Source organism: Sphingomonas sp. GC_Shp_3 (assembly GCF_026540945.1).
GTDB lineage: Bacteria > Pseudomonadota > Alphaproteobacteria > Sphingomonadales > Sphingomonadaceae > Sphingomonas.
In genome coordinates, this window is record NZ_JALNUT010000001.1 from 661,160 (window position 1) to 687,756 (window position 26,597).

Sequence of the window (26,597 nt, forward strand, 5' to 3'; positions counted from 1 at the left end):
AAACCCATCCCCAGCTTCTAAGTTCCTCATTCGTGTTGTATTTGTGGCAGAAAGGTGGAACTTAGAAGAAGAAGAAGCATTATCGTTGTCGTATCGAAACACCTGCGTCTTTGGAGAGCAGCATATGCATGGCAAATCGGATCGAGACCAATATCCTACTTTGTTGATCTCGATCAATTCTGCCCCTGCTGACGTTTCTGATGTGATTGCCGATGGAGTCCCCGCATGAGCGAGACTGTTCTTGTTACCGGCGGGGCCGGGTTCATTGGTCGCTTTGTTTGCGACGAGCTGCTACGGCGCGGTAACACGGTGCGCGTACTCGATGCATTGATTCCACAGGTTCATGGCGAAGGCGGCCGTCCCGAGCAGCTCGCCGAAGACGTCGAGCTGATCCACGCCGATGTGCGTGATGGCGACGCGGTGGTGCGTGCGCTGAGCGGCGTGGATAGCGTAATTCATCTCGCCGCAGAAGTCGGCGTCGGTCAGTCGATGTACGAGGTCGAACGCTATACCAGCGTCAACGATGTCGGCACCGCCGTACTGTTCGAGCGGCTGATCGACAATCCCGTGCGCCGCGTTGTCACCGCCTCCTCGATGTCGATCTACGGCGAAGGTCTGTACCGCGATGCGGACGGTGCGATCGTCGAGAATGCCGAGCGCGGCATCGTCCGGGACGGACAGGCGAACTGGGAGCCGGTCGATGCGCAGGGCCGACCGCTCACGCCCATGGCGACGCCCGAGTGGAAACGCCCCAGTCTCGCCTCGATCTACGCACTCAACAAATATGTGCAGGAGCGTACCACCCACATCATGGGCGCGCCTTACGGGATCGAGAGCGTGTGCCTGCGGTTGTTCAACGTCTATGGGCCCGGTCAGGCGCTGTCGAACCCGTACACCGGGGTGCTGGCGATCTTCGCGGCACGGCTGCTTAACGGCCAGCGCCCGATGATCTTCGAGGATGGCGAGCAGCGTCGCGATTTCGTCCACGTCACCGACGTGGCGCGCGCTTTCGCCGACGCGCTGGTCGATGGCAAGGCGGTCGGCAAGACCTTCAACATCGGCTCGGGCAACGATCGTTCGGTGACGCAAGTGGCCGAGGCGCTGGCGCGCGCGATGGGCAAGAACGATACCGCGCCCGAGATCGTCGGCAAGGCACGGATCGGCGATATCCGCCACTGTTTCTGCGACACCACCTTGGCGGCCGAGGCGCTCGGCTTCACCGCCCGGCAGGACTTCATCGAAGGTCTCGCCGAACTTGCCGAATGGGTTGGCAGGCAAACGGCTCAAGATAACGTCGCGCACGCTCGCGCCGAACTCGAAAAGCGTGGGCTGGTGGCATGAACGACGCGCCGATCCTCGTCACTGGTGGCGCGGGCTTCATCGGATCGAACCTTGCCGATGCGCTTGCCGCTGACGGCCACGCCGTGTTGCTGTACGATGCGCTCAGCCGCCCCGGCGTAGAGCGCAACGCGGCGTGGTTGCAGGAGCGGCATGGCGACCGGGTGACGCTCATCAAGGCCGACATCCGAGAGGACGCCGAATTGCGGCGGGCGGTGGCGGAAGCGCAGGCCGTGTTCCACTTTGCCGCGCAGGTCGCGGTAACCACCAGCCTTAATGATCCGCGTGACGATTTTGAGATCAATCTGCTCGGCACGTTCAACCTGCTCGAAGCCGTAAGGGCAAAGCGCGACGCGACGCCGGTGATCTTCGCCTCGACCAACAAGGTCTATGGCGACCTGCTAGACCTCGACTTCGCGCTGGGTGCGGGCGGCTATGCGCCGACCGAGCCGCGCATCCGCGATCATGGTATCGGCGAGGATCGCCCGCTTGATTTCCATACGCCTTATGGCGTGTCGAAGGGCGCTGCCGACCAGTACATGCTCGACTACGCGCGCAGCTATGGCGTGCCCGCAACGGTGTTGCGGATGAGCTGCATCTACGGCCAGCGCCAGATGGGGACCGAAGATCAGGGCTGGGTCGCGCACTTCCTGATCCGCGCGCTGAAGGGCGAAGCGATCACCTTGTACGGCGACGGTCATCAGGTGCGCGACATTTGCGATGTGTCAGATGCGGTCGCGGCATATCTCGCCGCATGGCGTGCGATCGACCGGGTGCAAGGCCGCGCCTTCAATCTCGGCGGGGGGACCGACAATGCGGTGAGCCTGCGCGTGCTGCTCAATTACATCGGCACGCTGATCGGTCGCGAGCCGGACGTGAGCTTCTCCGATTGGCGTGCGGGCGACCAGCGTTATTTCGTTGCCGACACGCGGTTGCTCGACACGACGCTCGGCCTGGCGCAGCGGGTCGGCTGGCGCGACGGCGTGGCCAAACTCGCCAAGTGGCTAACCGAGCAGCATGCGCCGTCACCGGCCTTGGAACGCGTTTCATGAAGCCATTGCGGTTGCTGATGACCGCGGACGCGATCGGGGGTGTCTGGCAATATGCAACCGACCTTGCCGGCGCGCTTGCGCCGCTCGGGGTGGACACGGTGATAGCGCTGCTCGGGCCCGCGCCAAGTGCCGATCAACGCAGAGCGGCGGATGCGATACCCGGCGTGACGTTGGTCGACACGGGGCTGCCGGTCGACTGGTTGTGCGAAGATGCAGCACCCGTGAGGGCGGCAGGCGCCGCGATCGCCGATCTGGCGCGGGAACACGCGGTCGATCTGATCCAATATAACATGCCCACGCTTGCCGCCGCACCGGCGGGACTGCCAACGATCGCGGTCACGCATGGCTGCGTTTCGACGTGGTGGGCGGCTGCTAAGCGATCCCAACTCGACCAGGCTTACCTTTGGCACCGCTCCCTCATGCTGGAGGGTCTGCGCGCTGTGGATCGCGTCGTCGCGCCGACACGCGCCTATGGCGAGAGCGTCGCCGCACTTTACGGACTGCCGCTTGCGCCTGTCGCGGTTCACAACGGCCGTAACGCGCCGGCCGAAATCAAGCCGGGTCCGCTCAGCGATGAGGCGATTACGGTCGGGCGGATGTGGGACAGCGTAAAGAACGCGGCGTTGCTCGATCGGGTCGCCGCGCGGCTGGCCGTACCGTTCTATGCGGCGGGCGCTCTGGTCGGCCCACACAATGAGCGGGTCACGCTCAACCATCTTCAAACGCTGGGCGAAATCGATGGCGATACGGTGCGGCGGCGGCTTGCCGGGCGCCCGGTGTTCGTTTCCGCGGCCAGCTTCGAGCCGTTCGGCTTGGCGGTGTTGGAGGCCGCACAAGCGGGATGTGCGTTGGTGCTCTCCGACATCGCAACGTTCCGCGAATTGTGGGACGGCGCAGCTGTATTCGTCTCGGGCGATGACGCACAGACGTGGGCCGCGGCGGTCGAGGCGTTGATCGCCGACCCGGCACGCCGGCACACGCTCGGCGAGGCAGCGCGCGTGCGCGCGGCGCGCTACACGCCGGCGGCGGCCGCGCGGGCCATGGCAACACACTATCGCGCGTTGCTCTCCGGAGACGTCACGAGGGTTGCCGCATGAAAATCACGTACTTCACGCACAGCCTCACGTCATGCTGGAACCACGGCAACGCCCATTTTCTGCGCGGTGTGCTGAGCGAATTGATCGCGCGCGGACATGATGTCACCGTCTGGGAGCCGGAAGGCGCATGGAGCCTCGCCAATCTGCTTGGCGATCATGGCGAGGATGGTCTCGCCGCCTACCGAGCTGCTTATCCCGAACTCGCGTCACGCACTTATGGCGCGGAGATGGAGGCGGCGGCTATGACCGAAGGCGCCGATCTCGTGTTGATGCACGAATGGAACGAACCTGCGCTGGTCAAAGCCGTGGGTGACCTGCGCAAACATGGCGCAGGTTTCACCCTGTTGTTCCACGACACGCACCACCGTGCGGTGAGCGCGCCGGAAGAGATGCGCGCATATGACCTGTCCGGTTATGACGGCGTGCTGGCGTTCGGCGAGACGCTTTCCGAGGTCTATCGCGGCTGGGGCTGGCAGGGTCGCGTGTGGACGTGGCACGAAGCCGCCGACACGCGCCGCTTCCATCCATCCCTGACCGAAGGCAAGCGTAGCGGCCTCGTCTGGATCGGCAATTGGGGGGACGGTGAGCGGACCGAGGAGCTCGAACGCTTCCTGTTCGCGCCCGCCGCTGCCGCTGGCCTGCCGCTCGACATCTATGGCGTGCGCTACCCGACGGAAGCGCGTGCGATGCTGGCGCGGCACGGCGCAGCTTATCATGGCTGGGCACCCAATGCCGGCGCTCCGGCGATCTTCGCGCGGGCGCTCGCCACCGTGCACGTACCGCGGCGCTATTACGCGACGATCTTGCCCGGTATCCCGACGATCCGCGTGTTCGAAGCACTCGCGTGCGGCATCCCGCTGGTGTCGGCGCCTTGGGACGATGCGGAGCACCTGTTCCGGCCCGGCACCGACTATCTCATCGCAGCAGACGGCGCCGAGATGGCCCGCCACCTAACCGCGCTTCGCGACGATGCGGCGTTGCGCGAGAGCCTCGTCGCGCATGGCCTGGAAACGATCCGTGCTCGCCACACCTGCGCGCACCGCGTCGAGGAACTGCTCGCGATCACCGCATCGCTCGGCGTTACTCAGAAAGAACTCGCATGAAGATCGCCTTTTACGGGTCCAGCTTGCTGTCCTCCTACTGGAACGGCGCGGCGACTTACTATCGCGGCGTGCTGAAGGCGCTGGCGAGCCATGGCTACGACATCACTTTCTACGAACCCGACGCGTTCGAGCGGCAGCAGCACCGCGACATCGACCCGCCAGAGTGGGTACGATCGGTCGTGTATCCCGCCACGGACGAGGGCCTGCGCAGCGTGTTGGCCGAGGCGGGCGACGCGGACATCGTCGTGAAGGCGAATGGAGTGGGTGTGTATGATGCCGAACTGCTCGACGGCATCATCGCGCGGGCGCGGCCGGATGCGATAAAGATCTTCTGGGACGTCGATGCCGCCGCCACACTCGATGAGATGCGGGCTGACCTGTCGCATCCAGTCCGCCGCGCCCTGCCCGACATCGATCTGGTGCTGACCTATGGCGGCGGTCCGCCCGTGATCCAAGCCTATCGGGGCTTCGGCGCGGCAGCGTGTGAGCCGATCTACAACGCGCTCGACCCCGAGACGCACTTTCCGGTCGAGCCCGATCCGCGTTTTGCGAGCGATCTCGCCTTCCTCGGCAATCGCCTGCCCGATCGAGAGGCGCGCGTGGAGGAGTTCTTCCTCAAGGCCGCCGCCGCCCTGCCCGACCGCGCGTTTCTGATCGGCGGTAACGGTTGGGACAGCAAGCACATGCCCGGCAACGTGCGCCATCTTGGCCACGTCTACACGCACCAGCACAACGCGTTCAACTGCACGCCGCGCGCGGTGTTGAACGTCGCGCGCGACAGCATGGCGGAGGTCGGCTTCTCGCCCGCGACGCGCGTGTTTGAGGCAGCCGGCGCCGCTGCCTGCCTCATCACCGATGCGTGGGAGGGAATCGAGCAGTTCCTCATACCCGACAAGGAAGTTTTGGTCGCCCGGGACGGGCAGGACGTCGCCGATCATCTCGCCGCGCTCGAGCCCGAGCGGGCGAAGGAGATCGGCCAGGCGGCACTTGCCCGCGTGCTGGCCGAACACACCTATGCGTTGCGCGGTGCGCAGGTCGATGCGCTGTTCCGCACACAGCGCGCGAACACGACGGTGGCGGCATGAAACTCGTCGTTCTCGGCCTCAGCCTCGGCTCGTCTTGGGGCAACGGTCACGCTACCACGTTTCGCGCGCTGCTGAAGGCGTTCGCGGCGCGCGGGCATGACGTGCTGTTTCTCGAACGGGAAGTGCCGTGGTACGCCGGTGCGCACCGTGATCTGCCCAACCCGGATTTCTGTCGCCTCGAATATTATGCCGACCTGCCCGCGTTGGAGGAATGGCGCGCGGAGATCGCGGAGGCCGATGCGGTCATCGTCGGCTCTTACGTGCCGGACGGCGTCGCGGTCGCGCGGTTCGTCCAGGATCATGCCCGTAGATGCGCGTTCTACGACATCGACACGCCTGTCACCCTGGCCAAGCTGGCGCGTGGGGACTTCGAGTATCTCTCACCAGACGTCATCCCGGGCTACGACGTGTACCTGTCGTTCACCGGCGGTCCGACGCTCGACCGCCTCGAAGGCGACTACGGCGCACAGGCGGCACGCGCGTTATACTGCTCGGTCGACCCGGATAAGTACTACCAGACCGATGTGGCGAAGCGGTGGGACCTGTCGTACCTCGGCACCTACAGCCCCGATCGCCAGCCGACGCTCGAGCGGCTGCTGCTGGCGGTTGCCCGCGCTTGCCCGGACCGGCGTTTTGCCGTGGCGGGCCCGCAATATCCCGCGGATATCGACTGGCCAGCCAACGTCGAGCGGATCGACCACCTGCCGCCCGCAGACCATGCCGCCTTCTACTCGGCGTCGCGCTTCACCCTGAACGTGACGCGCGCCGACATGATCGCGTCGGGCTGGTCGCCGTCGGTGCGGCTGTTCGAGGCAGGCGCGTGCGGTACGCCGATCATCTCGGACCGGTGGGAGGGAATCGATACGCTGTTCATGCCCGGCCACGAGATCCTGCTCGCCGATACGACCGAGGACGTGATCGCCGCGATCGCGCGCGATGCCGATGCGCTCGGCGCTGCCGCGCAGAGCCGCGTACTGGCGCGCCACACCGCAGCGCACCGCGCCGCAGAACTCGAAACCTACCTCAACGCGGTCGCGACACCGCGAGCGGACGCAAACAGGAGACAGGCCATGCCACCCCAGATCACCCTCGTTGCAGGCGGGGCCGGGTTCATCGGCTCACATCTGTGCGCCGCCCTTCTCGCGCGCGGCGAAACCGTGGTGTGCCTAGACAACCTGCAGACGTCGCGGGAATCAAACCTGCGCGCGCTGATCGATCATCCGCGTTTCGAGTTCGTCGAAGGGGATATCGTCAATCCGCTGCCCGCCAGCATCACCGCGCGCGCCGCCCGGATCAAGCGCATCTACAACCTCGCCTGCGCGGCCTCGCCGCCACAGTATCAGCTTGATCCCGAACATACGATGTTGACCAACGTCACGGGCACCAACCACCTGTTGCGGCTGGCGGAGACGGCAGGTGCTCGATTCCTGCTTACATCGACCAGCGAAGTCTATGGCGATCCCGAGATGCACCCGCAGCATGAGGATTACCGTGGCTTCGTAAGCTGCACCGGCCCGCGCGCCTGCTATGACGAGGGCAAACGCGCCGCCGAGGCGATGACCTTCGATTTCCAGCGCATGCGACGTGCAGAGGTGCGCGTCGCGCGCATCTTCAACACCTATGGACCGCAAATGCACCCGGATGACGGACGCGTCGTGTCCAATCTGATCTGTCAGGCGCTGTCGGGCAACGATATCACCATCTACGGCGACGGCTCGCAGACGCGCAGCTTCTGCTATGTGTCGGATCTGGTCGACGGGCTGATGCGACTGATGGAAAGCGACATCAACGGGCTGGAGCCGATCAATCTCGGCAACCCGAACGAACTTACCATCAACGATCTGCTGGACCGGGTGATCGCGATGACGGGAACGGAGGCCACGGTGACACGCCTGCCGCTGCCGATCGACGACCCCCGCCGGCGCAAGCCCGACATCGGCCGTGCCAAGGCCCTGCTTGGCTGGGAACCACGCGTCGATCTGGCTACCGGGCTGGAACGCACCTGTGCGTGGTTTGCGGAGGAAATCGGTTCGGCAGGCGTCTCGCCGAAAACGCCGGTATTGGCGGCCGCGGAATAATCCCACACGGATTTACGACCAAGCGCGCGTCGCAGCACTCTTGGTCGTCAGGCGGCCGACGTACAACAGATAATCCGTGTCGTTTGGGGCAAACTGTCCGGTGAGAGCCTTGCCCGAGCGTTCTCGTCGACCACGGCCTCGATCAGGGCGCGGAGAGAACGTTACTGGTTTGGCGGTCGTCAACGTAGATTACCGGCACCTCTGCTGTATCAGGCACCGCGCGCACCCGTACGAGAGGGTGAGCCAACGCAAAAAAATGGCGCCGAGCAAAAACCTCGGCGCCCTAAACGTCTAACGGGTCGATCACGGTGATCAGCAACAATGCCGCATGGCGGGCTGCCGGGGTCACCTTCCGATCACATTCGCCAGCGCCACGTCATTCTTCTTCGTCGACCGTGAGTTCCTCCTCCTCGTCGGCGTTCAACTGCGTGTCGATCTCCTCGGCGATGAGATCGAGTTGATCGTATGTGAGGAGAAACTCGCTTTCGTCGCCATTGTCGGAATGCAACGTCAGCAGGTAATGTCCTTCGCTCTGCGCGAGGGTAAAGCTCTTGAGCGTATCGGCCACGTCGTCCTCCTAGGTCTTGCCCGGCAAGATCGCTTCAGCCGCCGGTCGGTTCCGCGTCATGGCCACCTCGCTTGAGCAATCGCACCAACGAACACCAACAATCGTATTGATCGAAATTAATCATGGTTTTCCAGAGCAACTTGATCCCCCGCTGGTGGTTGAGTGCGTGACCGGTGCTGCCCCCCTGCGCCCGGGCGATCAGCATACCGGGAGTTTCGGATGGCCAAGACCACACGCGCGAAAGCATCGACCACCACCAAGGATGCGAAAGCGGGCACACCGACCGCAGAGATCTCGATGAGCTTTGCGGAGCCGGTCGGTAACGGCGGCGAGACGCACCAGATCGCTGGTGGCGACGTTGCGGTGATGACCACCGCCCAAGGCATCCCGGTCGCTGACGACCAGAACAGCCTCAAGCAGGGTGCGCGCGGCGCGACCTTGCTGTCGGACTTTCATTTTCGCGAGAAGATGTTCCACTTCGATCACGAGCGTATCCCGGAGCGCGTCGTCCACGCGCGCGGCTATGGTGCGCACGGCTATTTCGAGCTGACCGACAGCCTTGCCGATGTCACCCGTGCGGATCTGTTCCAGCGCGTCGGAGAGAAGACCGAGGCGTTCGTGCGCTTCTCGACGGTCGCCGGCTCGAAGGGCTCTGCCGATCTGGCGCGTGACGTGCGTGGCTTTGCAGTGAAGCTCTACACGCAGGAGGGCAACTGGGATCTCGTCGGCAACAACATCCCGGTGTTCTTCATCCAGGATGCAATCAAGTTCCCCGATCTGATCCATGCCGCCAAACCGGAGCCGGACCGCGCCTTCCCGCAGGCGCAGACCGCGCACGACAACTTCTGGGACTTCATCAGCCTCAGCCCCGAAAGCATGCACATGATCATGTGGATCATGTCCGATCGCACCATACCGCGCTCGTTCCGCTTCATGGAGGGCTTTGGCGTCCACACGTTCCGACTGGTCGATGCCGAGGGCAAGTCGACCTACGTCAAGTTTCACTGGAAGCCGAAGATGGGTCTGCAATCGGTTGTCTGGAACGAGGCGGTCAAGGTCAATGGCGCCGATCCCGATTTTCACCGCCGCGACCTGTGGAATGCCATCGAGAACGGTGACTTCCCCGAGTGGGAGCTCGGCGTGCAGTTGTTCGACCAGGAATTCGCCGACAGCTTCGACTTCGACGTGCTCGACGCGACCAAGCTCATCCCGGAAGAGCAGGTACCGGTTCGTATCGTCGGTCGGCTCGTGCTCGACCGGTTGGTCGATAACTTCTTCGCCGAGACCGAACAGGTCGCGTTTTGCACGCAGAACGTGGTGCCGGGAATCGACTTCACCAACGATCCGCTGCTTCAGGGTCGCAATTTCTCCTATCTCGACACGCAGTTGAAGCGACTCGGTTCGCCGAACTTCACGCACCTGCCGATCAATGCGCCGCGCTGCCCGTTCGCGCATTTCCAGCAGGACGGTCACATGGCCATGCGCAATCCGGTTGGCCGCGCCAATTACGAGCCGAACAGCTGGGGCGCACAAGGCGGCCCGCGCGAAGATCCGAAGCGTGGTTACGTCAGTTTCCCTGAACCCCCGCAGGGTGACGCGCTGCGTGTTCGACCGGAGAGCTTTGCCGATCATTACAGCCAGGCTCGGCAGTTCTACATGAGCCAGACGGCGATTGAACAGAAGCATATGGGCGATGCGCTGGTGTTCGAACTTTCCAAGGTGGAGCGCCCGGACATCCGGTCGCGCATGGTGTCGCACCTCCTCAATATCGACGCCGATCTTGCGAAGACCGTCGCGAACGGTCTCGCCCTGCCGTTGCCCGAGGCTGCCAAGGCCGCCAAGCCGACGATCATGGATCTGGCTCCATCCGACAAGCTCAGCATCCAGAAGAACGGACCGCAAAGTTTCGCGGGTCGCAAACTTGGCCTGCTGGTCACGGACGGCGCGGATGCGGCGCTGGTCAACGCGGTGATCGACACGTTTGGGGCGGCGGAAGCCATGGTCGAGATCGTGGCCCCGAAGGTGGGCGGCGCGATCTTGTCCGACGGCACGCTGCTCGTCGCCAAGCAGAAGATCGATGGCGGGCCGTCCGTGTTGTACGATGCGGTCGCCGTGATTGCATCCGACGCAGGCGCCAAGCTGCTGGCAATCGACGCTGCGGCTAAGGATTTCCTCACCGACGCCTTCGCGCACTGCAAGTTCATCGGTTTGTCGGAGGAAACCGCACCGCTGGTGGAAAAGGCAGGCCTTGCGACCGATCTCGACGATGGGTGTCTGCCACTCAAGACCAAGGCGGATGCCAAGGCGTTCCTGAGCGCGCTTGCGCCGCTGCGGTATTGGCCGCGCGAAGCGCAGGTCGATCTCGACGCGGTAGCGTAATCGACAGCAGCGCGCGGCCTAATGGGCGCGTGCTGCCCTGCCGCCGCTAGCGGCGTAAAAAGAAAGGCGGGATCACTCAGGTGATCCCGCCTTTTGCTTTTTCCGTCGCTGCGCCGATCCCGCCTAGGCGACGATACGCACTGGCACCCCCTTGCTGGCCGGCGTCTTCGATTCTTCGTCATGATACCATAACGGCACCAGTGGGTTCATCTCGGGATAGTAACCACCGATGCACCCGCGCGGCAGCAGGAACGGCGTCACCGTCAATCCGACGACCTGCCGGTCGACATTGTCCTCCGCATCCGAGGCGAGTCCGACCACCTGCCCGACCGTCAGCCCGGCCGCCGCAATGTCTTCCGGGTTCATCAGCAGCACGTCGCGCGTGCCTTCGATACCGCGCAGCCGGTCCGAATAGCCGTAGATCGTCGTATTGAACTGATCGTTCGATCGCATCGTCATCAGCCGGTAGCGGCCCGGCGCATCGCCGACACCGATCGCCGACAAGGATGTCGCCACGGTGAAGTTCGCCTTCCCGCTCTCTGTCTTCCACACCCGCTCGCGCGCGGAGTTACCGCGGTAAAAGCCACCCGGCGTGAACACCCGCTTGTTGAAGTCGTGAAACTGCTCAGGGTAGGTTGCTTCGATCAAGTCACGGATCAGGTCGTAATTGCCGACCCACTCGTCCCAGCGCACCTTGGGGTTCTCCGGCAGTGTGGCCTTTGCCAGCCCAGCGACGATCGCAGGCTCTGACAGCAGGTCCTTGCTGGCCGGCGTGTTCTTGCCGAACGAGCCGTGGATGCAGGACAGCGAATCCTCCATCGTCACCTTCTGCGCGCCGCTCGCCTGCCTATCCTCCTCCGAACGGCCAAGGCACGGCAGCAGATACGTCACTTCGCCATGGACGAGGTGGCTGCGGTTCAGCTTGGTGGCGATCTGTACGGTCAGCCGCAATCGCGACCAGGCGTCCTCCATCTTCTCACGCTCGGGGATCGCGCGGATAAAATTGCCGCCAAGGCCAATGAACGCACGGACTTCGCCAGAGATGATGTTCTCGCATGCCTTGACGGTGTTCATCCCCTCCTCTCGCGGCGGCTCGAACCGGAATTGCTCAGCGAGTGTGTCGAGCGGCACCAATTCGGGCTTTTCGGAGATGCCGACGGTGCGCTGGCCCTGAACGTTGGAGTGGCCACGCACCGGTGAAATGCCGGCACCTTCGCGCCCGATATTCCCCTTGAGCAGCCAAAGGTTGGTCAGCGTGGCGAGATTATGGAAGCCATGGACATGCTGGGTCAGTCCCATGCCGTACATGCAGATTGAACGCTTGGCCTGGACGTAAATTTCCGCCGCCGCCTCGATATCGACGCGCGCGAGACCGCTTTCGCGCTCGATATCGTCCCAGCTTGTCGCGTCGGCCTGTGCCTTCATCTCGTCGAAGCCGGCGGTGTGCTGCGCAATAAAGTCCACGTCCAGAACGTGCAGCTGCTCCTCCGCCCACTTCTTCTCCTCGGCGGCAAGGACATATTTGATAAGGCCCATGATCGCGGCGATGTCACCGCCGGTTTTTACCTGAAGGTACAACGTCGAAATCTGCGTCGCCTTGGGGGTGAGCATTTCGAGTGGACTCTGCGGGTTTTTGAACGACTCCAGCCCCTTTTCCCGCACCGGATTGAAGGTGACGATCTTGCACCCCCGCTTCACCGCTTCCTGCAAGGGATGCAGCAGCCGCGGCGAATTGGTGCCCGGGTTCTGCCCGAAGAAAAAGATCGCGTCGCACGTTTCGAAATCATCAAGCACGCAGGTGCCCACCGGAGAGCCTATCACCTTCTTGAGCGCGACCGAGGTGGTTTCGTGACACATGTTGGAACTGTCGGGCAGGTTATTGTGGCCGTACAGCCGCGCGAACAAAGCATAGAGGTAGCTGGTTTCAAGGCTGGCGCGACCGGAGGCGTAGAAGACCGCCGACCCCGGATCGAGCGCCTTCAACTCCGCTCCGATCGCACCGAATGCCTCGTCCCAGCCGCACGGTACATACTTGTCCGTCGCCGCATCGTAGCGCATCGGGTGGGTCAGCCGACCCTGCTGTTCTAAGTCGTAATCCTTCCACGTGCGCAGTTCCGTCAGCGTGTGCTTGGCGAAGAAATCTGGCGTGCAGCGCAAGCTGGTGAGTTCCCACAGGGTTGCCTTGGCGCCGTTCTCGCAGAACTCAAAAGCGTGCGGCTTGGCAGGCTTCCCCCATGCGCACGACACGCACATGAAGCCGCCGACTTTGTTCTGCCGCCGCAGCGTATCGAGCGCGCCGGGCGAGGTGCGCTCGCGCAGAGCCGTCTCGAAGATCCCGCGAACAGAACCCCAGCCGCCTTCGGAGCCCTCGTAATGGACGGTGTCCTTCTCAGCAGTCATCGTCGTCTCCTCTGGCAGAGAGTGTACCCCGGATCCTCGCTAGGCCACGCTAATCCATGATGGGTCAACACTGAGCAGCGACGCACCGGTCGCAAGGAGATGTCGTTTCGTGGCAAATGCCGATCGGCACACCACTGCGGATCGTAAAATCGCGTCAGGCGTGAGACATACCACTGCCCTGCCGCCAACGTCAGCCAATGGCCGCCCCATGCGATCAAGATGCTGGAGGATGCGCCGGATTGAAGCGCAACAGTGTGGCTCATGTTGGGATTAATCACTGCAATGATGATCTAGGTTAAAGCCGCCGTCATCCTAAGACCGCCAGTCGATCATATTCTGCGTCAGCCTGAAAACACCGTTGGAACAGAGCGCGTTAGGTGACGGTTATGCCTGTAACCAACACAGGAGGTGGCGATGACCATTAGCCAAGATGACGCCCCGCTAACCACGATGAAGAAAGGTGATACCGAAGAGGCGGTCACACACGTCGGAGTAGAGCCGAAGGGCGATACACTATTTGCGCGCTCGGTCACGATCAACCGGCCGCATGATGAACTGTTCGCCTATTGGCGGGAGTTCACCAACCTGCCAAACTTCATGGACAACGTCGAACGTATCGACGTGCTGGATGATCGTCGCACGCACTGGGTAGTGAAAGCGCCGGCTGGACGCACCGTCGAGTGGGACGCGATCATCACCGATGAGACTCCGGGCGAGATGATCGCCTGGGCATCTGCCGAAGGGGCCGAGGTCGCCAATAGCGGCCGGATCGAATTTCGCGATGCAGGCACGCGCGGAACGGTCGTCACCGCGACCATCAACTACGATCCGCCCGGCGGAACGATCGGGAAGATCATCGCCAAGATGTTCCAGCGCGAACCCGCAGTGCAGGCGCGCCGCGACCTGCGCCGGTTCAAGCAGCTGATGGAAACCGGCGAGATCGCCACCTCATCCTGGACGCTCGCGCAACGCGACGCCGAATCCGATCGGGAGCATAACTGATGCGCGCACTCACCTGGCACGGCAAGCATGACGTCCGCGTCGATACGGTCGACGATCCCGAAATCCTCAACCCGCGCGATGCGATCATCAAGATCACTTCGACGGCGATCTGCGGGTCAGACCTCCACCTGTATGACGGCTATATCCCTACCATGAAGGCGGGCGACATCCTGGGCCATGAATTCATGGGTGAGGTCGTCGAGATCGGCTCCGGCTCGACGTTGAAGAAAGGCCAACGCGTGGTGGTGCCGTTCACCATTGCCTGCGGCAGCTGCTACCACTGCGGCAAGCAGCAATTCTCCGCATGCGACAACGGCAACCCGGCGGACAATCAGGATATTGCGCAGGAGGTGTACGGCCACCCGATGGCGGGTCTGTTCGGCTACAGCCACATGACCGGCGGCTATGCCGGTGGTCAGGCGGAATATGTCCGTGTTCCGTTCTCGGACGTCGGCCCGATCGTCATTCCGGATGGCATTGACGATGACAAGGTGCTGTTCCTCTCCGACATCTTGCCGACCGGATGGCAGGCGGCGGAGTTCGCGCAGATCGAACCCGGCGACACCGTCGCGGTATGGGGTTGCGGCCCCGTCGGCCTGTTCGCGGTACAGTCGGCATTCCTGATGGGTGCCGAGCGCGTCATCGCCATCGACCACTTCCCGCACCGCCTCGAACTCGCGCGCAAATTTGGCGCGGAAACGATCAATTTCGAGGAATCGCAAACCTACGAAGCGTTGATGGAGATGACCGGCGGCATTGGGCCGGACGCTTGCATCGACTCGGTCGGGCTCGAAGCGCACGGCATGTTCTTCGACAACATCGTCGACCAGATCAAGGCGTCGACCTTCCTCGGCACCGACCGCACCCACTCGATCCGTCAGGCGATCATTGCGTGTCGCAAGGGCGGGCGCGTGTCGATGCCGGCGGTATACGGCGGGTTCGTCGACAAGTTCCCGCTCGGCGCATTCATGGAAAAGGGTCTGACGCTCAAGACCGGCCAGACGCACGTTCAGCGTTACCTGCCCGGCCTGCTCAACGCGATCATGGAAGATAAGATCGATACCACTTTCCTGATCTCGCACCGCATGGGCCTGGAAGATGCGCCCAAGGGGTATGAGATGTTCAAGAACCACCAGAACGAAGTCACCAAGGTCGTGCTGAAGCCCGGCCAGACTTTCGCCGCATAAGGAGAGAATGACATGAGCAAGGGTTTTGCGATCATCACCGGTGCCTCTACCGGCATCGGCTTTGAACTTGCCCACCGTGCGGCGGAAAACGGCTATGACATCCTCGTTGTTGCCGACGAGCCGCTGATCGAGGCATCCGCCACCGATTTCGAGCGGCATGGCACGCAGGTCTTCTCGATCGAGGCCGATCTTTCCACGATCGACGGCGTGGATAAACTGCTGGCTGCAGCGCAGGGCCGCACGATCGACCTGCTGTTCGCCAACGCCGGCATCGGCACCGGTGGTCCGTTCCTCGATCAGGACGTGACGATGTGGCGGCATTCGGTCGATACCAACATCACTGGGACCGTCTATCTGCTGCAGAAGGTGCTCAAGCAGATGGTCGCGCGTGGCGAAGGCAAGGTGCTGGTGACGGGATCGATCGCCGGTTACATTCCGGGCGCTTTCAACGCGGTATACAACGCGACCAAGGCGTTCGTGGACAACTTCACCGAGGCGCTTCGCAACGAGATCAAGGAACACGAAGGCGTCACCATCACCACCTTGATGCCCGGCCCGGTTGAGACCGAGTTCTTCGCACGCGCGGGTCTGCTCGATACGCAGGTGGGTCAGGACGACAGCAAGTCCGATCCCGCCAAGGTAGCAACGGATGGCTGGAACGCGCTGATGGCCGGCAAGGGGCACATCGTGTCCGGCGTCGGCAACAAGCTCCAGGTCGCGGCCTCGGGCGTCCTGCCGCAGTCGTTCCTCGCCGAACAGCACCGCAAGATGGCCGAGCCCGGCAGCGCGGACTCGTAACGCGGTTCACCCGCGCGGTGGTTGTGTCCGCCGCGCGGGTCGCTAAGCAGGCGGTATGTCCGCAAAGATCGATCCGTTTCACGCCATTGCCATCAGCCGCGCGGCGCACCGCCTCGCTGCGGAGGGCCGATCCGTGATCCACATGGAATTCGGCCAGCCCTCGACCGGCGCGCCTGCCGCTGCGATTGCCGAAGCGCATCTCGTGCTCGACCGCGACGGTCTCGGCTACTGGGAGAGCGTCCCGCTGAAAGCACGGATCGCCCGCCACTACCTCGAGCGGTATTCCGTCACCATCGACCCGGAGCAGGTGATCCTGACCTGCGGCGCATCGCCTGCGCTGGTGCTCGCGCTTTCCTGCCTGTTCGCGCCCGGTGACCGGGTCGCCTTTGCCCGGCCGGGCTATGTCGCATATCGCAACACGGTGAAGGCGCTGTATCTAGAACCGGCGGAGATTGGCTGCGGCGAGGCGGAGGGCTTCCAGATCACAGCGGCCGCGATCGAAGCGCTCCATCCCGCGCCTAGCGGGCTGATCCTCGCCAGCCCCGCCAATCCCACCGGTACCATCATCGCGCCGGAGGAACTGTCTGCGATCGTGGCGGTGTGCCGCCGACGCGGCATCCGCATCGTTTCGGACGAGATCTACCACGGCCTCAGCTACACCGGCCCGGCGCGCTCGGTCTTGCAGGATGAGCCGGACGCGCTGATCGTCAACAGCTTTTCGAAATATTTCAGCATGGCGGGGTGGCGGCTCGGCTGGCTGGTGGTGCCGCCCGACCTGATCGATGCGGCGCGGGCACGCATGGGCAATCTGTTCCTCACGCCCCCGTCGCTTGCCCAGCATGCCGGGTTGATCGCGTTCGATTGCCACGAAGAACTCGAAGGGCATATCCGTACCTACGCCGCCAACCGTGCATTGCTGCTCGATGCGCTGCCCGCGCTCGGCCTGCGGCGGATCGCGCCGCCGGACGGCGCCTTCTACATCTACGCCGATATCGGCCACCTGACGCAGGACAGCATGGCGTTCTGCATGGAGCTGCTGCTGGATACCGGCGTAGCGACCGCACCTGGGATCGACTTCGATCCCGTCGACGGCCACCGGTACATGCGGTTCAGCTTCGCGGTCTCCACCGACCGGATCGAGGAGGCGCTGCGCCGGATTACGCCGTGGTTCGCCGCACGCGAACCGCTTACAGGTTCTTGAACATGATCCACACCTTCGGACGTCCGGTCGGCTTCGGCGTTCCGTCCAGACGCACCGCGCGCACGATCGTAACCGGATGCACCAGCATCTGACCCTTCATCTCCTCGTCCCCGCCAGGTGAGGTCGGCATCGCCAGCATCCGCTTCACCACGTCCATCCCGCTCGCGACATGCCCGAACACGGCGTACCCAGGCGAACCGGGCTTCGCATCGAGATTTGGGCTTGGCCCCACCAGCAACGAGAAGTTCGCCGAACCAGACGACGGATCAGCATAGCGCGCCATCGAGATCGCACCGCTCACATGACGCAGCCCGGTTTTGCTGGTCGGCTCGAGCGGCAGCAAGTCGAGCTTGCGGCGTGCATCGGTGCCGATGCCGCCTTGCACGAAACCCAAGTCCGGATGCCCAGCCTTGCGCGAGGCGCGGTAGAAATCGGTACCGTCCAGCCGCCCGTCATCGACATAGCGCAGGAAATTGGCCGCTGTCTTGGGCGCATGGCGATAGTCGATCGCCAAGGTGATCGGCCCGGCCGAGGTATCCAGCCGTACCCGCACGATCGGCGGCTCGGCAGGCGCTGCCCCGACGAGCGCCACCGCAGCCAACGCAACACCCAAAATCCGCAACGACCATCTCCAACTGCCGGACCATCGCCCGATGCTGTCGCGCGGGTAACGGTTCTACGCAATCCCCGGCGTTCGGTTGCGCAAAAGCCGGAGCGCGGCAGTGTTCTACCCGGATCAGCCGGCGCTGAACTTCACCACGCCGAGCAGCAGCCAGTACAGACCGCCTGACAGCAGCATCGCCGCCGGCAGAGTCATCACCCACGCCAGCACCATGTTGATGATGGTGCGCGCTTGCAACCCGCTGCCGTTCGCCACGGAGGCACCGGCCACACCGCTCGACAGGATATGCGTCGTGGAAACCGGCGCGGCGAACAGATCGGCGGTCATGATCGTGAAGGCGGCAACGATCTCGGCCGAGGCGCCCATGCCATAGGTGAGGTGCGACTTGCCGATCTTCTCGCCGACCGTCACCACGATCCGTTTCCAGCCGACCATCGTGCCGAGCCCGAGCGCGACCGCGACGATGATCTTCACCCACACCGGGATGAAGCGCGTGCCCTGTTCCAGCATCTTCTGATACGCCCCGATCGCCTTCAACTGCTCGGGCGAGAAGGTCTTCTCCGAAGCCTTGTCCTTGGTCACCACCTGCGAGATGCCTTGCAGCAGATACATGTCGTTGCGCAGGTTCGGCGTGGCGGCGGCGGGCACCTTGTCGAGCGAGCCGTAGCTGCTGATCCGCAGACTGACATCGTGCGCCAGCGTCTCGATCGCGCCGTATGCCGGCGTGGCGATCGGCTTCTTCGTCTCCAGCGCGCGGGTCAGAACCGCGCGCGCTGCCGCGACATTGCCCCCGGGTTGCCCGCCATGCGCGCGGAACGCAGCAGCCGCGGCGTTAGCGGTGGTGATGAACGCAGGCGTCTGACTCGCCGGCATGGTGCGGTTGAGCGCATAGGCGGTCGGCGCGCAGCCGATCAGGATCAGCATGATGAGGCCCATGCCCTTCTGCCCATCGTTGCTGCCGTGGAAGAACGATACGGCGGTGCACGTCGCGATCAGCGTCGCGCGGATGCCGCGGGGTGGCGGCGCGTCGCTCGCCGGTTGCTTGTAGAAGGTCGGGTTGGGCAGCAGGCGCTTCATCACCAGCAGCAGCACCAGCGAGCCGACGAACCCGACCAGCGGGCTGAACAGCAAGGCCGATAGCACCTTCTGCGCCTGCCCCCAGTCCACGCCCGAAGATCCGTCGCCGCCGTGCAGCAACTGGTTGGCGAGGCCAACGCCGAGGACCGAGCCGATCAGCGCGTGGCTGGACGAATTGGGCAGGCCGACGAACCATGTCGCCAGATTCCACATCACCGCCGCGAGCAGCAGCGCGAAGATCATCGCGAACCCCGCGCTCGATCCGACATGCAGGATGAGATCGACCGGCAGCAACGTCACGATCGCATAGGCGACCGCGCCGCTCGAACACATCACGCCGAGGAAATTGAAGAACCCCGACCATAGCACCGCGATCGGCGCCGGCAGAGAGTGGGTATAGATCACCGTCGCGACGGCGTTGGCGGTATCGTGGAAGCCGTTGACGAACTCAAACCCCAAAGCGATCAGCAGCGCGAGGCCGAGGAACGCGAAGGTCGCCATCGCCATCCCCTCGCCGACCTCGCGCGTGTCGAACAGGATGCTCCCCCCGGCATAGCCGAGCGCGCCGATCAGCACGCCGAGGAAGACCCAACGCGCGACCGGATGAAGCGGCCGATCGAGATGCGGCCCGCTGGCGGGACGTTCGCTCGCCGGGAGCGAGACGGTTGTGGCTGTGTCCATGGCGGTGCGCGTGGGCTGCTTGTGTTACCATGTGATGACAATAGCGGCAGTGCGAGGTCCGCACCTGCCCATGTCGAGCGAACGCCACCGGCCGATCCCCGCCAAGCCGCGCGTGCATCAACGATTGCCCTTCGCGCCTGCGTTCCCTACCTGTTCACGGATGAGTCTCCCCGTCACCAATTCCGCCGAACCGTCCTACATCACCGGCCTCAACGCGCCGCAGCGTGACGCCGTGCTCACCACCGAAGGCCCGGTGCTGGTGCTCGCCGGCGCCGGCACCGGCAAGACCGCGGCGCTTACCGCGCGGCTCGGCCACCTGCTCGCCACCAAGCGCGCGTGGCCGGGCGAGATCCTTTCGGTCACCTTCACCAACAAGGCCGCGCGCGAGATGCGGGAACGCGTCGGTCGGCTGGTCGGCGATGTGGTGGAGGGGATGCCGTGGCTCGGCACGTTCCACGCGATCGGCGCGAAGATGCTGCGCCGCCATGCCGAGCTGGTCGGGCTGCACTCGAACTTCACGATCCTCGATACCGACGATCAGTTGCGGCTGTTGAAGCAACTCGTCATCGCCGCCGACATCGACGAGAAGCGCTTCCCTGCGCGCAGCCTTGCCGGCCTGATTGACGAGTGGAAGAACAAGGGGCTGGTGCCCGCCGACATCGACGCGGGCGAGAGCGAACGCTACGCCAACGGACGCGGGGGCGAGCTGTACCAGCAATACCAGACCCGGCTCGCCGCGCTGAACGCGTGCGATTTCGGCGATCTGCTGCTCCACATGCTCACCATCCTGAAGCGCAATCGCGAGGTGCTGGCCGATTACCAACGCCGCTTTAAATACATCATGGTGGACGAGTATCAGGACACCAACAGCGTCCAATATCTCTGGCTCCGCCTGCTCGCGCAGGAGCGTAAGAACATCTGCTGCGTGGGTGACGACGATCAGTCGATCTATTCGTGGCGCGGTGCGCAGGTCGAAAACATCCTCAAGTTCGAGAAGGATTTTCCCGGTGCCAAGGTGATCCGCCTCGAACAGAATTATCGGTCCACCCCGCACATCCTCGCCGCCGCATCCGGCGTGATCGCCAACAATTCGGGCCGGCTCGGCAAGACGCTGTGGACCGACGAGCCGGACGGCGACAAGGTCAAGGTGTTCGGCGTATGGGACGGGCCGGAAGAAGCCCGCCGCGTCGGTGAGGAGATCGAGGCGGCGCAGCGGGGCGGCCAGTCGCTCGACCGTATCGCCATCCTCGTGCGAGCGCAGCACCAGACCCGCGAGTTCGAGGATCGCTTCATCGCGATCGGCATGAACTACCGCATCATCGGCGGTTTCCGCTTCTACGAACGCGCCGAAATCCGCGATGCGCTGGCCTATCTGCGCGTCGTCAACCAGCCCGCCGACGATCTTGCCTTCGAACGGATCGTCAACGTGCCGAAGCGCGGCCTGGGCGACAAGGCGGTGCAGAAGCTGCACATGCTCGCACGCGCCGAGCGCATCCCGTTGAGCACGGCGGCGGCGCGCATCCTCGATACCGACGAACTCACCGGCGCCGCGCGCAAATCGCTCGGTAACTTCGTGATCGACATGGCGCGCTGGCGCAAGATGGCGGGCGAACTGCCGCACGCCGAACTCGCGCGGCAAATCCTCGACGAGAGCGGTTACACCGGCGCGCTACAGGTCGAGAAGTCGGTCGAGGCGGCGGGACGGCTCGAGAACCTCACCGAACTAATCCGTGCGATGGAGGAATATGACAGCCTCGGCGCATTCCTCGAACACGTCAGCCTCGTCATGGACAACGAGGCGCAGGCCGACGAGGCCAAGGTGACGATCATGACGATCCACGCCGCCAAGGGCCTCGAATACGAGACCGTGTTCCTGGTTGGCTGGGAGGAAGGGCTGTTCCCCTCGCAACGCGCGATCGACGAGGGCGGCAACGCCTCGCTGGAGGAAGAACGCCGCCTCGCCTACGTCGCGATCACGCGCGCGCGGCGCAAGGCGGTGATCCTCCACGCCGCCAACCGCCGGATCTACGGCCAGTGGACGAGCAGCATCCCGAGCCGCTTCGTCGCCGAACTTCCGCCCGCGCATATCGAGTCCGAGAACAGCATGTCGGGCGGCGAAAGCCTGTGGCGCGCCAACTGGTCCGAACGTGCCGACCCGTTCGCCGATGTCGCGCGCGGCACCGGACGCGGCCCCGGCTGGCAGCGCGCGGCGGGGGTGCAGAACACCGTGCGCGACGGCGGCAGCTTCACGACCCGCACCTTCTCGCGCGAACCAAGCCGCGTGATCGAGGCGAAGGCCAGCGCGGTCAGCCTGGGCAACAAAGGGCGCAGCGACCTGGAGGTCGGGCAGCGCGTGTTCCATCAGAAGTTCGGCTACGGCGCGATAGCGTTGATCGAAGGCAACAAGCTCGAGATCGATTTCGAGGAGGCCGGCCGCAAGCGCGTGATCGATACGTTCGTGACTATGGGGTGATCCGCACCTTCGCTCGAAGCCACCGGTTCACCCAGAACACAGCGATCGCCCACACCGTGCCGAAACACCAGCCGGCCACCACGTCGCTCGGCCAGTGTACGCCAAGGTACACGCGGCTGCACCCGATCAGCACCACCACCACGCTGAAGAACGCGACGATTGCCGCGCGCGCCGCGCGGCGGCGCACCAGCCCAGCGAGCATCAGCGCGATCGTCAGATAGGTGGCGGCGGAGATCAATGCGTGGCCGCTCGGGAAACTGGCGTTGTCCACCCAAACGAGGTGCGGCACCAGCGCCGGGCGCGGGCGGTGGATGATGTCCTTCAACCCGGTCGAGATCAATGAGGCGCCGACCAGGGACGCCGCGACCCACGCCGCCTCGGCCCGGCGTCGCAGCATCATCAGCGCGGCGATGCCCGACCCGCCGAACAGCCACATCAACGTGAAGCCGCCCAACGCCGAGATATCGATCGCCGACTGACGCAGCCACACCGGCCCGATCGGCACGTCGAGATGGCCGGGCACGCGCAATGCGAGCAAGATCGGCGCGTCGAAGCCGAAGCTTCGGCCCGTCACCAGCACCGCCGCGATATGCGCGCCGAGCAGCAACACCGAGCCCGCGAACAATACCACCAACGGCCACAGCCACGCTATCGCACGCGGCACGCCAGACCTGTCGCCATCAACTTCATTCGGGTTCGTCATCGTGCCCGCTTGCCACCCGGCGCCAGGTTCGGCCAGCCCTCACCGTAAAACTGCCGACCATACGGGTGAGGATGAACTCACGCGTCGGCACGCATTCTGAACCCTGCCCAGCTGCGTCGGAGACAAGCCCGTGATACCGCTCGCTCCGTCGCCACGATCACGGCAGTGTCTGCAATCTGAAGAGATCGGGACTGCATCTGCCCCGCAGCGCGCACCGAATGGGAAGGCATCGGTCGCTACGCGTTCCCGCCTTCCGCGCCGACGTCAGATCGGTGCGCTAGTCCTCGGGGGCATATCGCAAACTTGGGGTATCAGCCCAGCTCGACCGTCATCAGTACCGAATCGCCGTATTTCGGGTCGCTCGGCGAAAACAGCGGGTTCGCCTTGAAAGCGCGCGGCGTCAGTCTCAGCGCGGTCAGCCCGGCAAGTTTGAAGGTCCCGAGCTTCAGTTCCTTTGGCGGCCGACCGTCACGCTCCAGCACGACCCCGTCGATAAACAGGTCACCATGACGGGTGTAGATCACGTGCGGCGCGAGTGTCACCTCGGTGCGGTTATAGGTCGCGGAGAGACAGCGCTGGCGCACGATGCCTTCAAAAACGATGGGGACGTCGCCTGCGGGAGAGTTGTTCACGGCATTTTCTTCGATGTAGGATTGGCCGCGCCCTTAGCGCGAAGTTCCGCGATGCAGCAAGTGTCGATGGCGCACGAGTCAGCCGTCGGCGTGCGCGTGGCGCAATCGCAAGTCGCGTGTTGCAAGACGTTGGACAATGTATCTGCCGGCCCATATCGCCGGTTTCTCGCCGCACATACCTTACACAACGGACCGTCCATGCCGCACCCGCTCGTCGCCAAGCTCGGTCTCGCGCCCCACCCGGAGGGCGGCTGGTATCGTGAAACGATGCGCCTGCCCGCACCCACCGGCGGCCGAGCGTTGACGACGGCCATATTGTTCCTGCTCGACACCGGCGAGCGGTCGCACTGGCACCGGATCGACGCTGCCGAGCTGTGGCTTTGGCATAGCGGATCACCGCTCGCGCTGATGATCGACGACCGTGAAATACTTCTCGACGGTGGAACCCCGCAGGGGCTGGTGCCACCCCACGCGTGGCAATCCGCGGAGGCGCGACATGGCTGGGCGTTGGTGAGTTGCGTGGTAACGCCAGGTTTCGACTTCGCCGGCTTCGAATTGGCCGCGCCCGGCTGGTCGCCGCGATGAGAGCCATGGCAACCCTGTTCGGCCTGATCGCCTTGGCCGGATGCGGACCGCGTGTCGAACATGATCCGCGTCTCGCCAACGCCCCCCTGCCCGAACGGCTGGCGGCGGCGGACCCCCGCGCTGGCAGCGCGATCTTCGCGCAATGCGCTGCTTGCCACAGCATCGCACAGGGCACGGGCGATCGGGCCGGACCTAACCTGTACGCCGTCCCCGGTCGCGCGATCGCGCAGGGCAGCCCTAACTTCAACTACAGCGCTGCGCTGCGTTCGATCGGTGGCGTCTGGACGTTCGATCGGCTCGACGCATGGCTGACCAGTCCAGCCCATTTCGCGCCCCGCACCAACATGATGTTCGCAGGCCTGAATGACGGAATGGACCGTGCCGACGTGATCCGCTTCCTCAACGACAACGGATCGAAGCTACCACTGCCGCCGGTGGTCAGCCAGCGCACCCGACCAGACCGGTGACGGGAAGCACTAGGCCGTCTTTGCCGTCGCGGTCGAGGCGCAGCGATCCATCGGAGACGACCCCGCCTTTTACCAGATCGCCGCGCGTTTCGATGGTGAGGTCGAGCGTTGCGTGCGTACCGGCGACCGCATACTGCGCAGACTGGCTCAGCCCGAAGGCGCTGGCGCCGCTTTGACCGACGCGCGGCAAGTCGACGATCGCGCCGTCCAGCGCTATCCGCAGCCGGCGATCGTCAGCCGAAACCATCGCCACCAGCGTGCGGGTCTGCGTCGCACTCCACAGATAGGCCGCGCACCCGGTCGCGGGCAGTGACTGGCGCGGCAGTGCGCCGATCGGCAGGCCATCGATCTGCGCAGGCGGTGGCGGGGGTGGCGCGGGCTTGATCACGTCGCGCGGCATGGCGACGGCCAACAGAAGCAGGAGCATCATAGCGTCGAGCCTAGCAGGAACAGCCACGCGGGGTAAGCCGCCACCGCGAGCAACGCCCCGAATGGCGCCCGGTCGTCTAGCCGTGCGGATCGCCCGCGCACCATGCCGACGAGCACGAGTGCAAGGCCGGTCAGCGCCGCAAGGAACAGCACCACCGGCAACATTCGCCAGCCCAGCCACAATCCGATCGCGCCAAACAGTTTGGGGTCGCCCCCGCCAAGCCCCGCGCGCCCGCGAACCAGCCGGTAGCCGAACGCGATCGCCCATAAAGCCGCAAATCCGGCCGCGCCGCCAATCAACCTGTCGGCAAGCGGCGGATCAACGCCGATCGCGCCGCTCACCAAACCAGCGAGCGCCAGCGCCAGCGTCAAGGCATCAGGAAGCCAGAACTCCGTCACGTCCAAGGCGGCGAGCGCGAGCAGCAGCCAGCCAAACACCGCGCCTGCCAGTGCGGCCGGCCCGGGCACCACCAGCCCGGCGACCAGACCGATCATCAGCGCGAGCGCCTCGATCCGCCAGTGCAACGGGTCAATCGCGGCACCACAGCGCCGGCACCGGCCGCGCGACAATGCCGCGCTCAGCAAAGGCACGAGATCACGCGGACCCAACACCCGCGCGCACCCATCGCAATGTGAGCGCCCGCGCAACACCGACCGTCCCTGCGGCCAGCGGATCACCAGGGTTGCAACAAAACTGCCGATCACCGCGCCGAGCAGCCCGAGCAGCAGCGACCATATGACCGCTTCAGCCATTCGGCTTTTTTCGGATCAGGTAACGATATGCGCCGAACACATCGATCACCAGCAACACCACGTTCTGCGTGCCAAGCGCGAAATCCTTGGTCAACGCCGCGCCGCCGATCCAGCACAATGCCGACACCGCGAACAGCACCTGCCCCCACCCGGTCAATCGCCGTCCGAGATCGAGCGACACCATCCCCGCCGCGATGATCCCGCCGCCCGAAGCGGTCCACTTCAGTACGTTGGTGAGTGTGTCCATGCCAGCGGCCTACAGGCGTGCGCCATCATGCACCAGCTTGATACACGGCAAGTCGGAGGATCGCCGAGCTCGCTCCAGCGCGATCGACGTACGTGTCAGGGCACCGCCTCGTTGGGTTCGACACCCCACAGGTGGATCGCCTCGACGTAACCGCCCTGCCCGTGCACGTCGAAGTAGCACCAGCCGTTCGCGCATTTGCTGAGTTTCCCGACCACGCCTGCCGCAGCGCGCCAACGCACCCGGCTGCCCGCCTCCGGCTGGTCGAGCATGTCGACCGGGGTTCCCATCACGAAGCCGGTGCGCGTTTCCTTCACCAGCGCACCCATCATCCACCCCTGCGTGCCGGCTGGATCTTCCACCTTCACCCAGGTGCCGTGATCATAGGTGTCGAGCACCTTCACCGGCAGGTTGGCGCGCTGATACAGCCAGATCGCCGGATAGGTGCGCCCGGGACCGCTCCGCATCCGCGCCTTCGCCGCCGCGATCGACCCGTAATAGGGCGTCTGCTTGCCCGCCGCGATGCCGGGAGCGGCCATCACTGCCGCCGCTATCACCGCCAAAACCGTTCGATCTCGCCAATGCATACACATTCCTTACTGGTCACGTCCGCTTAGCGCGTGCGGCACGGTGGCTTCAACAG

General features: G+C 64.4%; 24 protein-coding genes. 14 read left to right on the forward strand and 10 right to left on the reverse strand.

Features of this window, described 5'->3' with window-relative positions:
• Nucleotides 1-225 precede the first annotated feature (225 nt).
• The 6 genes from OXR00_RS03285 to OXR00_RS19745 are packed head-to-tail and all read left to right on the forward strand — an operon-like array spanning nt 226 to nt 7,753.
• On the forward strand, nt 226-1,341 hold the full coding sequence (locus OXR00_RS03285; RefSeq protein ID WP_267386617.1) for an NAD-dependent epimerase/dehydratase family protein: 1,116 nt from the start codon (nt 226-228) through the stop codon (nt 1,339-1,341).
• The gene (locus tag OXR00_RS03290) at nt 1,338-2,390 is read left to right on the forward strand and encodes an SDR family NAD(P)-dependent oxidoreductase (RefSeq protein ID WP_267386618.1); all 1,053 of its coding nucleotides are present in this window, start codon (nt 1,338-1,340) and stop codon (nt 2,388-2,390) included. The genes OXR00_RS03285 and OXR00_RS03290 overlap by 4 nt, the downstream gene beginning before the upstream one ends.
• Nucleotides 2,387-3,487 carry a glycosyltransferase family 4 protein gene (locus OXR00_RS03295; protein WP_267386619.1) on the forward strand — a complete coding sequence of 367 codons (1,101 nt, stop codon included), beginning with the start codon at nt 2,387-2,389 and terminating at the stop codon, nt 3,485-3,487. The genes OXR00_RS03290 and OXR00_RS03295 overlap by 4 nt, the downstream gene beginning before the upstream one ends.
• Nucleotides 3,484-4,590 (forward strand): glycosyltransferase, encoded by a 1,107-nt coding sequence (locus OXR00_RS03300; RefSeq protein WP_267386621.1) that lies wholly within the window; start codon nt 3,484-3,486, stop codon nt 4,588-4,590. Before OXR00_RS03295 ends, OXR00_RS03300 begins: the two co-directional genes overlap by 4 nt.
• Nucleotides 4,587-5,675, forward strand: coding sequence for a glycosyltransferase (locus OXR00_RS03305; protein ID WP_267386622.1), 1,089 nt, complete (start codon nt 4,587-4,589; stop codon nt 5,673-5,675). The genes OXR00_RS03300 and OXR00_RS03305 overlap by 4 nt, the downstream gene beginning before the upstream one ends.
• Entirely contained in the window at nt 5,672-7,753 is a 2,082-nt protein-coding gene (locus OXR00_RS19745; protein WP_346731976.1) for an NAD-dependent epimerase/dehydratase family protein, read from the forward strand. The genes OXR00_RS03305 and OXR00_RS19745 overlap by 4 nt, the downstream gene beginning before the upstream one ends.
• Nucleotides 7,754-8,129: 376 nt before the next feature.
• Here the strand turns inward: OXR00_RS19745 and OXR00_RS03320 are convergent, their stop codons facing one another.
• Nucleotides 8,130-8,321 carry a hypothetical protein gene (locus OXR00_RS03320; RefSeq protein ID WP_267386623.1) on the reverse strand — a complete coding sequence of 64 codons (192 nt, stop codon included), beginning with the start codon at nt 8,319-8,321 and terminating at the stop codon, nt 8,130-8,132.
• A 297-nt stretch (nt 8,322-8,618) separates the two neighbouring features.
• Between OXR00_RS03320 and OXR00_RS03325 the strand changes: the two genes are divergently transcribed.
• Nucleotides 8,619-10,700, forward strand: coding sequence for a catalase (locus OXR00_RS03325; protein ID WP_267387131.1), 2,082 nt, complete (start codon nt 8,619-8,621; stop codon nt 10,698-10,700).
• Nucleotides 10,701-10,823: 123 nt separating this feature from the next.
• Here OXR00_RS03325 and OXR00_RS03330 read toward each other — a convergent pair whose 3' ends face one another.
• Entirely contained in the window at nt 10,824-13,100 is a 2,277-nt protein-coding gene (locus OXR00_RS03330) for an FdhF/YdeP family oxidoreductase (protein ID WP_267386624.1), read from the reverse strand.
• A 414-nt stretch (nt 13,101-13,514) separates the two neighbouring features.
• On the opposite strand from OXR00_RS03330, the gene OXR00_RS03335 reads away from it, so the two are divergent.
• The 4 genes from OXR00_RS03335 to OXR00_RS03350 are packed head-to-tail and all read left to right on the forward strand — an operon-like array spanning nt 13,515 to nt 17,288.
• The gene (locus tag OXR00_RS03335) at nt 13,515-14,102 is read left to right on the forward strand and encodes an SRPBCC family protein (RefSeq protein ID WP_267386625.1); all 588 of its coding nucleotides are present in this window, start codon (nt 13,515-13,517) and stop codon (nt 14,100-14,102) included.
• Entirely contained in the window at nt 14,102-15,289 is a 1,188-nt protein-coding gene (locus tag OXR00_RS03340) for a zinc-dependent alcohol dehydrogenase (protein WP_242146437.1), read from the forward strand. The genes OXR00_RS03335 and OXR00_RS03340 overlap by 1 nt, the downstream gene beginning before the upstream one ends.
• A 12-nt stretch (nt 15,290-15,301) precedes the next feature.
• Nucleotides 15,302-16,087, forward strand: coding sequence for an SDR family NAD(P)-dependent oxidoreductase (locus tag OXR00_RS03345; RefSeq protein WP_267386627.1), 786 nt, complete (start codon nt 15,302-15,304; stop codon nt 16,085-16,087).
• A 55-nt stretch (nt 16,088-16,142) separates the two neighbouring features.
• Nucleotides 16,143-17,288 (forward strand): aminotransferase class I/II-fold pyridoxal phosphate-dependent enzyme, encoded by a 1,146-nt coding sequence (locus tag OXR00_RS03350; RefSeq protein ID WP_267386629.1) that lies wholly within the window; start codon nt 16,143-16,145, stop codon nt 17,286-17,288.
• Here OXR00_RS03350 and OXR00_RS03355 read toward each other — a convergent pair.
• A complete protein-coding gene (locus OXR00_RS03355; protein ID WP_267387132.1) occupies nt 17,275-17,901 on the reverse strand; it encodes a peptidylprolyl isomerase in 627 nt (208 codons plus the stop codon). The genes OXR00_RS03350 and OXR00_RS03355 overlap by 14 nt on opposite strands.
• Nucleotides 17,902-18,024: 123 nt before the next feature.
• Nucleotides 18,025-19,668: an inorganic phosphate transporter gene (locus OXR00_RS03360; RefSeq protein ID WP_267386631.1), complete on the reverse strand. Its 1,644-nt coding sequence runs from the start codon at nt 19,666-19,668 to the stop codon at nt 18,025-18,027.
• Between the two features lie 160 nt (nt 19,669-19,828).
• Here OXR00_RS03360 and OXR00_RS03365 point away from each other — a divergent pair, with 160 nt between their 5' ends.
• Entirely contained in the window at nt 19,829-22,141 is a 2,313-nt protein-coding gene (locus OXR00_RS03365) for a UvrD-helicase domain-containing protein (protein ID WP_267386632.1), read from the forward strand.
• Here OXR00_RS03365 and OXR00_RS03370 read toward each other — a convergent pair.
• A complete protein-coding gene (locus tag OXR00_RS03370) occupies nt 22,131-22,844 on the reverse strand; it encodes a phosphatase PAP2 family protein (protein WP_267386633.1) in 714 nt (237 codons plus the stop codon). The genes OXR00_RS03365 and OXR00_RS03370 overlap by 11 nt on opposite strands.
• A gap of 311 nt (nt 22,845-23,155) precedes the next feature.
• Nucleotides 23,156-23,476, reverse strand: coding sequence for a hypothetical protein (locus OXR00_RS03375; RefSeq protein ID WP_242146443.1), 321 nt, complete (start codon nt 23,474-23,476; stop codon nt 23,156-23,158).
• Between the two features lie 198 nt (nt 23,477-23,674).
• Between OXR00_RS03375 and OXR00_RS03380 the strand changes: the two genes are divergently transcribed.
• Nucleotides 23,675-24,061 (forward strand): cupin domain-containing protein, encoded by a 387-nt coding sequence (locus tag OXR00_RS03380; protein WP_267386634.1) that lies wholly within the window; start codon nt 23,675-23,677, stop codon nt 24,059-24,061.
• A 5-nt stretch (nt 24,062-24,066) separates the two neighbouring features.
• Nucleotides 24,067-24,528, forward strand: coding sequence for a c-type cytochrome (locus tag OXR00_RS03385; protein ID WP_267386636.1), 462 nt, complete (start codon nt 24,067-24,069; stop codon nt 24,526-24,528).
• On the opposite strand, the gene OXR00_RS03390 is transcribed toward OXR00_RS03385, so the two are convergent.
• From OXR00_RS03390 to OXR00_RS03405, 4 genes are all read right to left on the reverse strand, one after another.
• Nucleotides 24,500-24,958 carry a hypothetical protein gene (locus tag OXR00_RS03390; protein ID WP_267386637.1) on the reverse strand — a complete coding sequence of 153 codons (459 nt, stop codon included), beginning with the start codon at nt 24,956-24,958 and terminating at the stop codon, nt 24,500-24,502. The genes OXR00_RS03385 and OXR00_RS03390 overlap by 29 nt on opposite strands.
• Nucleotides 24,955-25,710, reverse strand: a complete 756-nt coding sequence (locus OXR00_RS03395) for an A24 family peptidase (RefSeq protein WP_267386638.1) — start codon at nt 25,708-25,710, stop codon at nt 24,955-24,957. Before OXR00_RS03395 ends, OXR00_RS03390 begins: the two co-directional genes overlap by 4 nt.
• A complete protein-coding gene (locus tag OXR00_RS03400; RefSeq protein ID WP_242146448.1) occupies nt 25,703-25,957 on the reverse strand; it encodes a hypothetical protein in 255 nt (84 codons plus the stop codon). The genes OXR00_RS03395 and OXR00_RS03400 overlap by 8 nt, the downstream gene beginning before the upstream one ends.
• A gap of 95 nt (nt 25,958-26,052) precedes the next feature.
• A complete protein-coding gene (locus tag OXR00_RS03405) occupies nt 26,053-26,493 on the reverse strand; it encodes an SH3 domain-containing protein (RefSeq protein ID WP_267387133.1) in 441 nt (146 codons plus the stop codon).
• Between the last annotated feature and the right edge of the window lie 104 nt (nt 26,494-26,597).

What these genes read in the sequence shown, in the direction of transcription:
- OXR00_RS03285 (WP_267386617.1), top strand. Translation starts at nt 226, where the DNA reads ATGAGCGAGACTGTTCTTGTTACCGGCGGGGCCGGGTTCATTGGTCGC.
- OXR00_RS03290 (WP_267386618.1), top strand. Translation starts at nt 1,338, where the DNA reads ATGAACGACGCGCCGATCCTCGTCACTGGTGGCGCGGGCTTCATCGGA.
- OXR00_RS03295 (WP_267386619.1), top strand. Translation starts at nt 2,387, where the DNA reads ATGAAGCCATTGCGGTTGCTGATGACCGCGGACGCGATCGGGGGTGTC.
- OXR00_RS03300 (WP_267386621.1), top strand. Translation starts at nt 3,484, where the DNA reads ATGAAAATCACGTACTTCACGCACAGCCTCACGTCATGCTGGAACCAC.
- OXR00_RS03305 (WP_267386622.1), top strand. Translation starts at nt 4,587, where the DNA reads ATGAAGATCGCCTTTTACGGGTCCAGCTTGCTGTCCTCCTACTGGAAC.
- OXR00_RS19745 (WP_346731976.1), top strand. Translation starts at nt 5,672, where the DNA reads ATGAAACTCGTCGTTCTCGGCCTCAGCCTCGGCTCGTCTTGGGGCAAC.
- OXR00_RS03325 (WP_267387131.1), top strand. Translation starts at nt 8,619, where the DNA reads ATGAGCTTTGCGGAGCCGGTCGGTAACGGCGGCGAGACGCACCAGATC.
- OXR00_RS03330 (WP_267386624.1), bottom strand. Translation starts at nt 13,100, where the DNA reads ATGACTGCTGAGAAGGACACCGTCCATTACGAGGGCTCCGAAGGCGGC.
- OXR00_RS03335 (WP_267386625.1), top strand. Translation starts at nt 13,515, where the DNA reads ATGACCATTAGCCAAGATGACGCCCCGCTAACCACGATGAAGAAAGGT.
- OXR00_RS03340 (WP_242146437.1), top strand. Translation starts at nt 14,102, where the DNA reads ATGCGCGCACTCACCTGGCACGGCAAGCATGACGTCCGCGTCGATACG.
- OXR00_RS03345 (WP_267386627.1), top strand. Translation starts at nt 15,302, where the DNA reads ATGAGCAAGGGTTTTGCGATCATCACCGGTGCCTCTACCGGCATCGGC.
- OXR00_RS03350 (WP_267386629.1), top strand. Translation starts at nt 16,143, where the DNA reads ATGTCCGCAAAGATCGATCCGTTTCACGCCATTGCCATCAGCCGCGCG.
- OXR00_RS03360 (WP_267386631.1), bottom strand. Translation starts at nt 19,668, where the DNA reads ATGGACACAGCCACAACCGTCTCGCTCCCGGCGAGCGAACGTCCCGCC.
- OXR00_RS03365 (WP_267386632.1), top strand. Translation starts at nt 19,829, where the DNA reads ATGAGTCTCCCCGTCACCAATTCCGCCGAACCGTCCTACATCACCGGC.
- OXR00_RS03370 (WP_267386633.1), bottom strand. Translation starts at nt 22,844, where the DNA reads ATGACGAACCCGAATGAAGTTGATGGCGACAGGTCTGGCGTGCCGCGT.
- OXR00_RS03380 (WP_267386634.1), top strand. Translation starts at nt 23,675, where the DNA reads ATGCCGCACCCGCTCGTCGCCAAGCTCGGTCTCGCGCCCCACCCGGAG.
- OXR00_RS03385 (WP_267386636.1), top strand. Translation starts at nt 24,067, where the DNA reads ATGGCAACCCTGTTCGGCCTGATCGCCTTGGCCGGATGCGGACCGCGT.
- OXR00_RS03390 (WP_267386637.1), bottom strand. Translation starts at nt 24,958, where the DNA reads ATGATGCTCCTGCTTCTGTTGGCCGTCGCCATGCCGCGCGACGTGATC.
- OXR00_RS03395 (WP_267386638.1), bottom strand. Translation starts at nt 25,710, where the DNA reads ATGGCTGAAGCGGTCATATGGTCGCTGCTGCTCGGGCTGCTCGGCGCG.
- OXR00_RS03400 (WP_242146448.1), bottom strand. Translation starts at nt 25,957, where the DNA reads ATGGACACACTCACCAACGTACTGAAGTGGACCGCTTCGGGCGGCGGG.
- OXR00_RS03405 (WP_267387133.1), bottom strand. Translation starts at nt 26,493, where the DNA reads ATGGCCGCTCCCGGCATCGCGGCGGGCAAGCAGACGCCCTATTACGGG.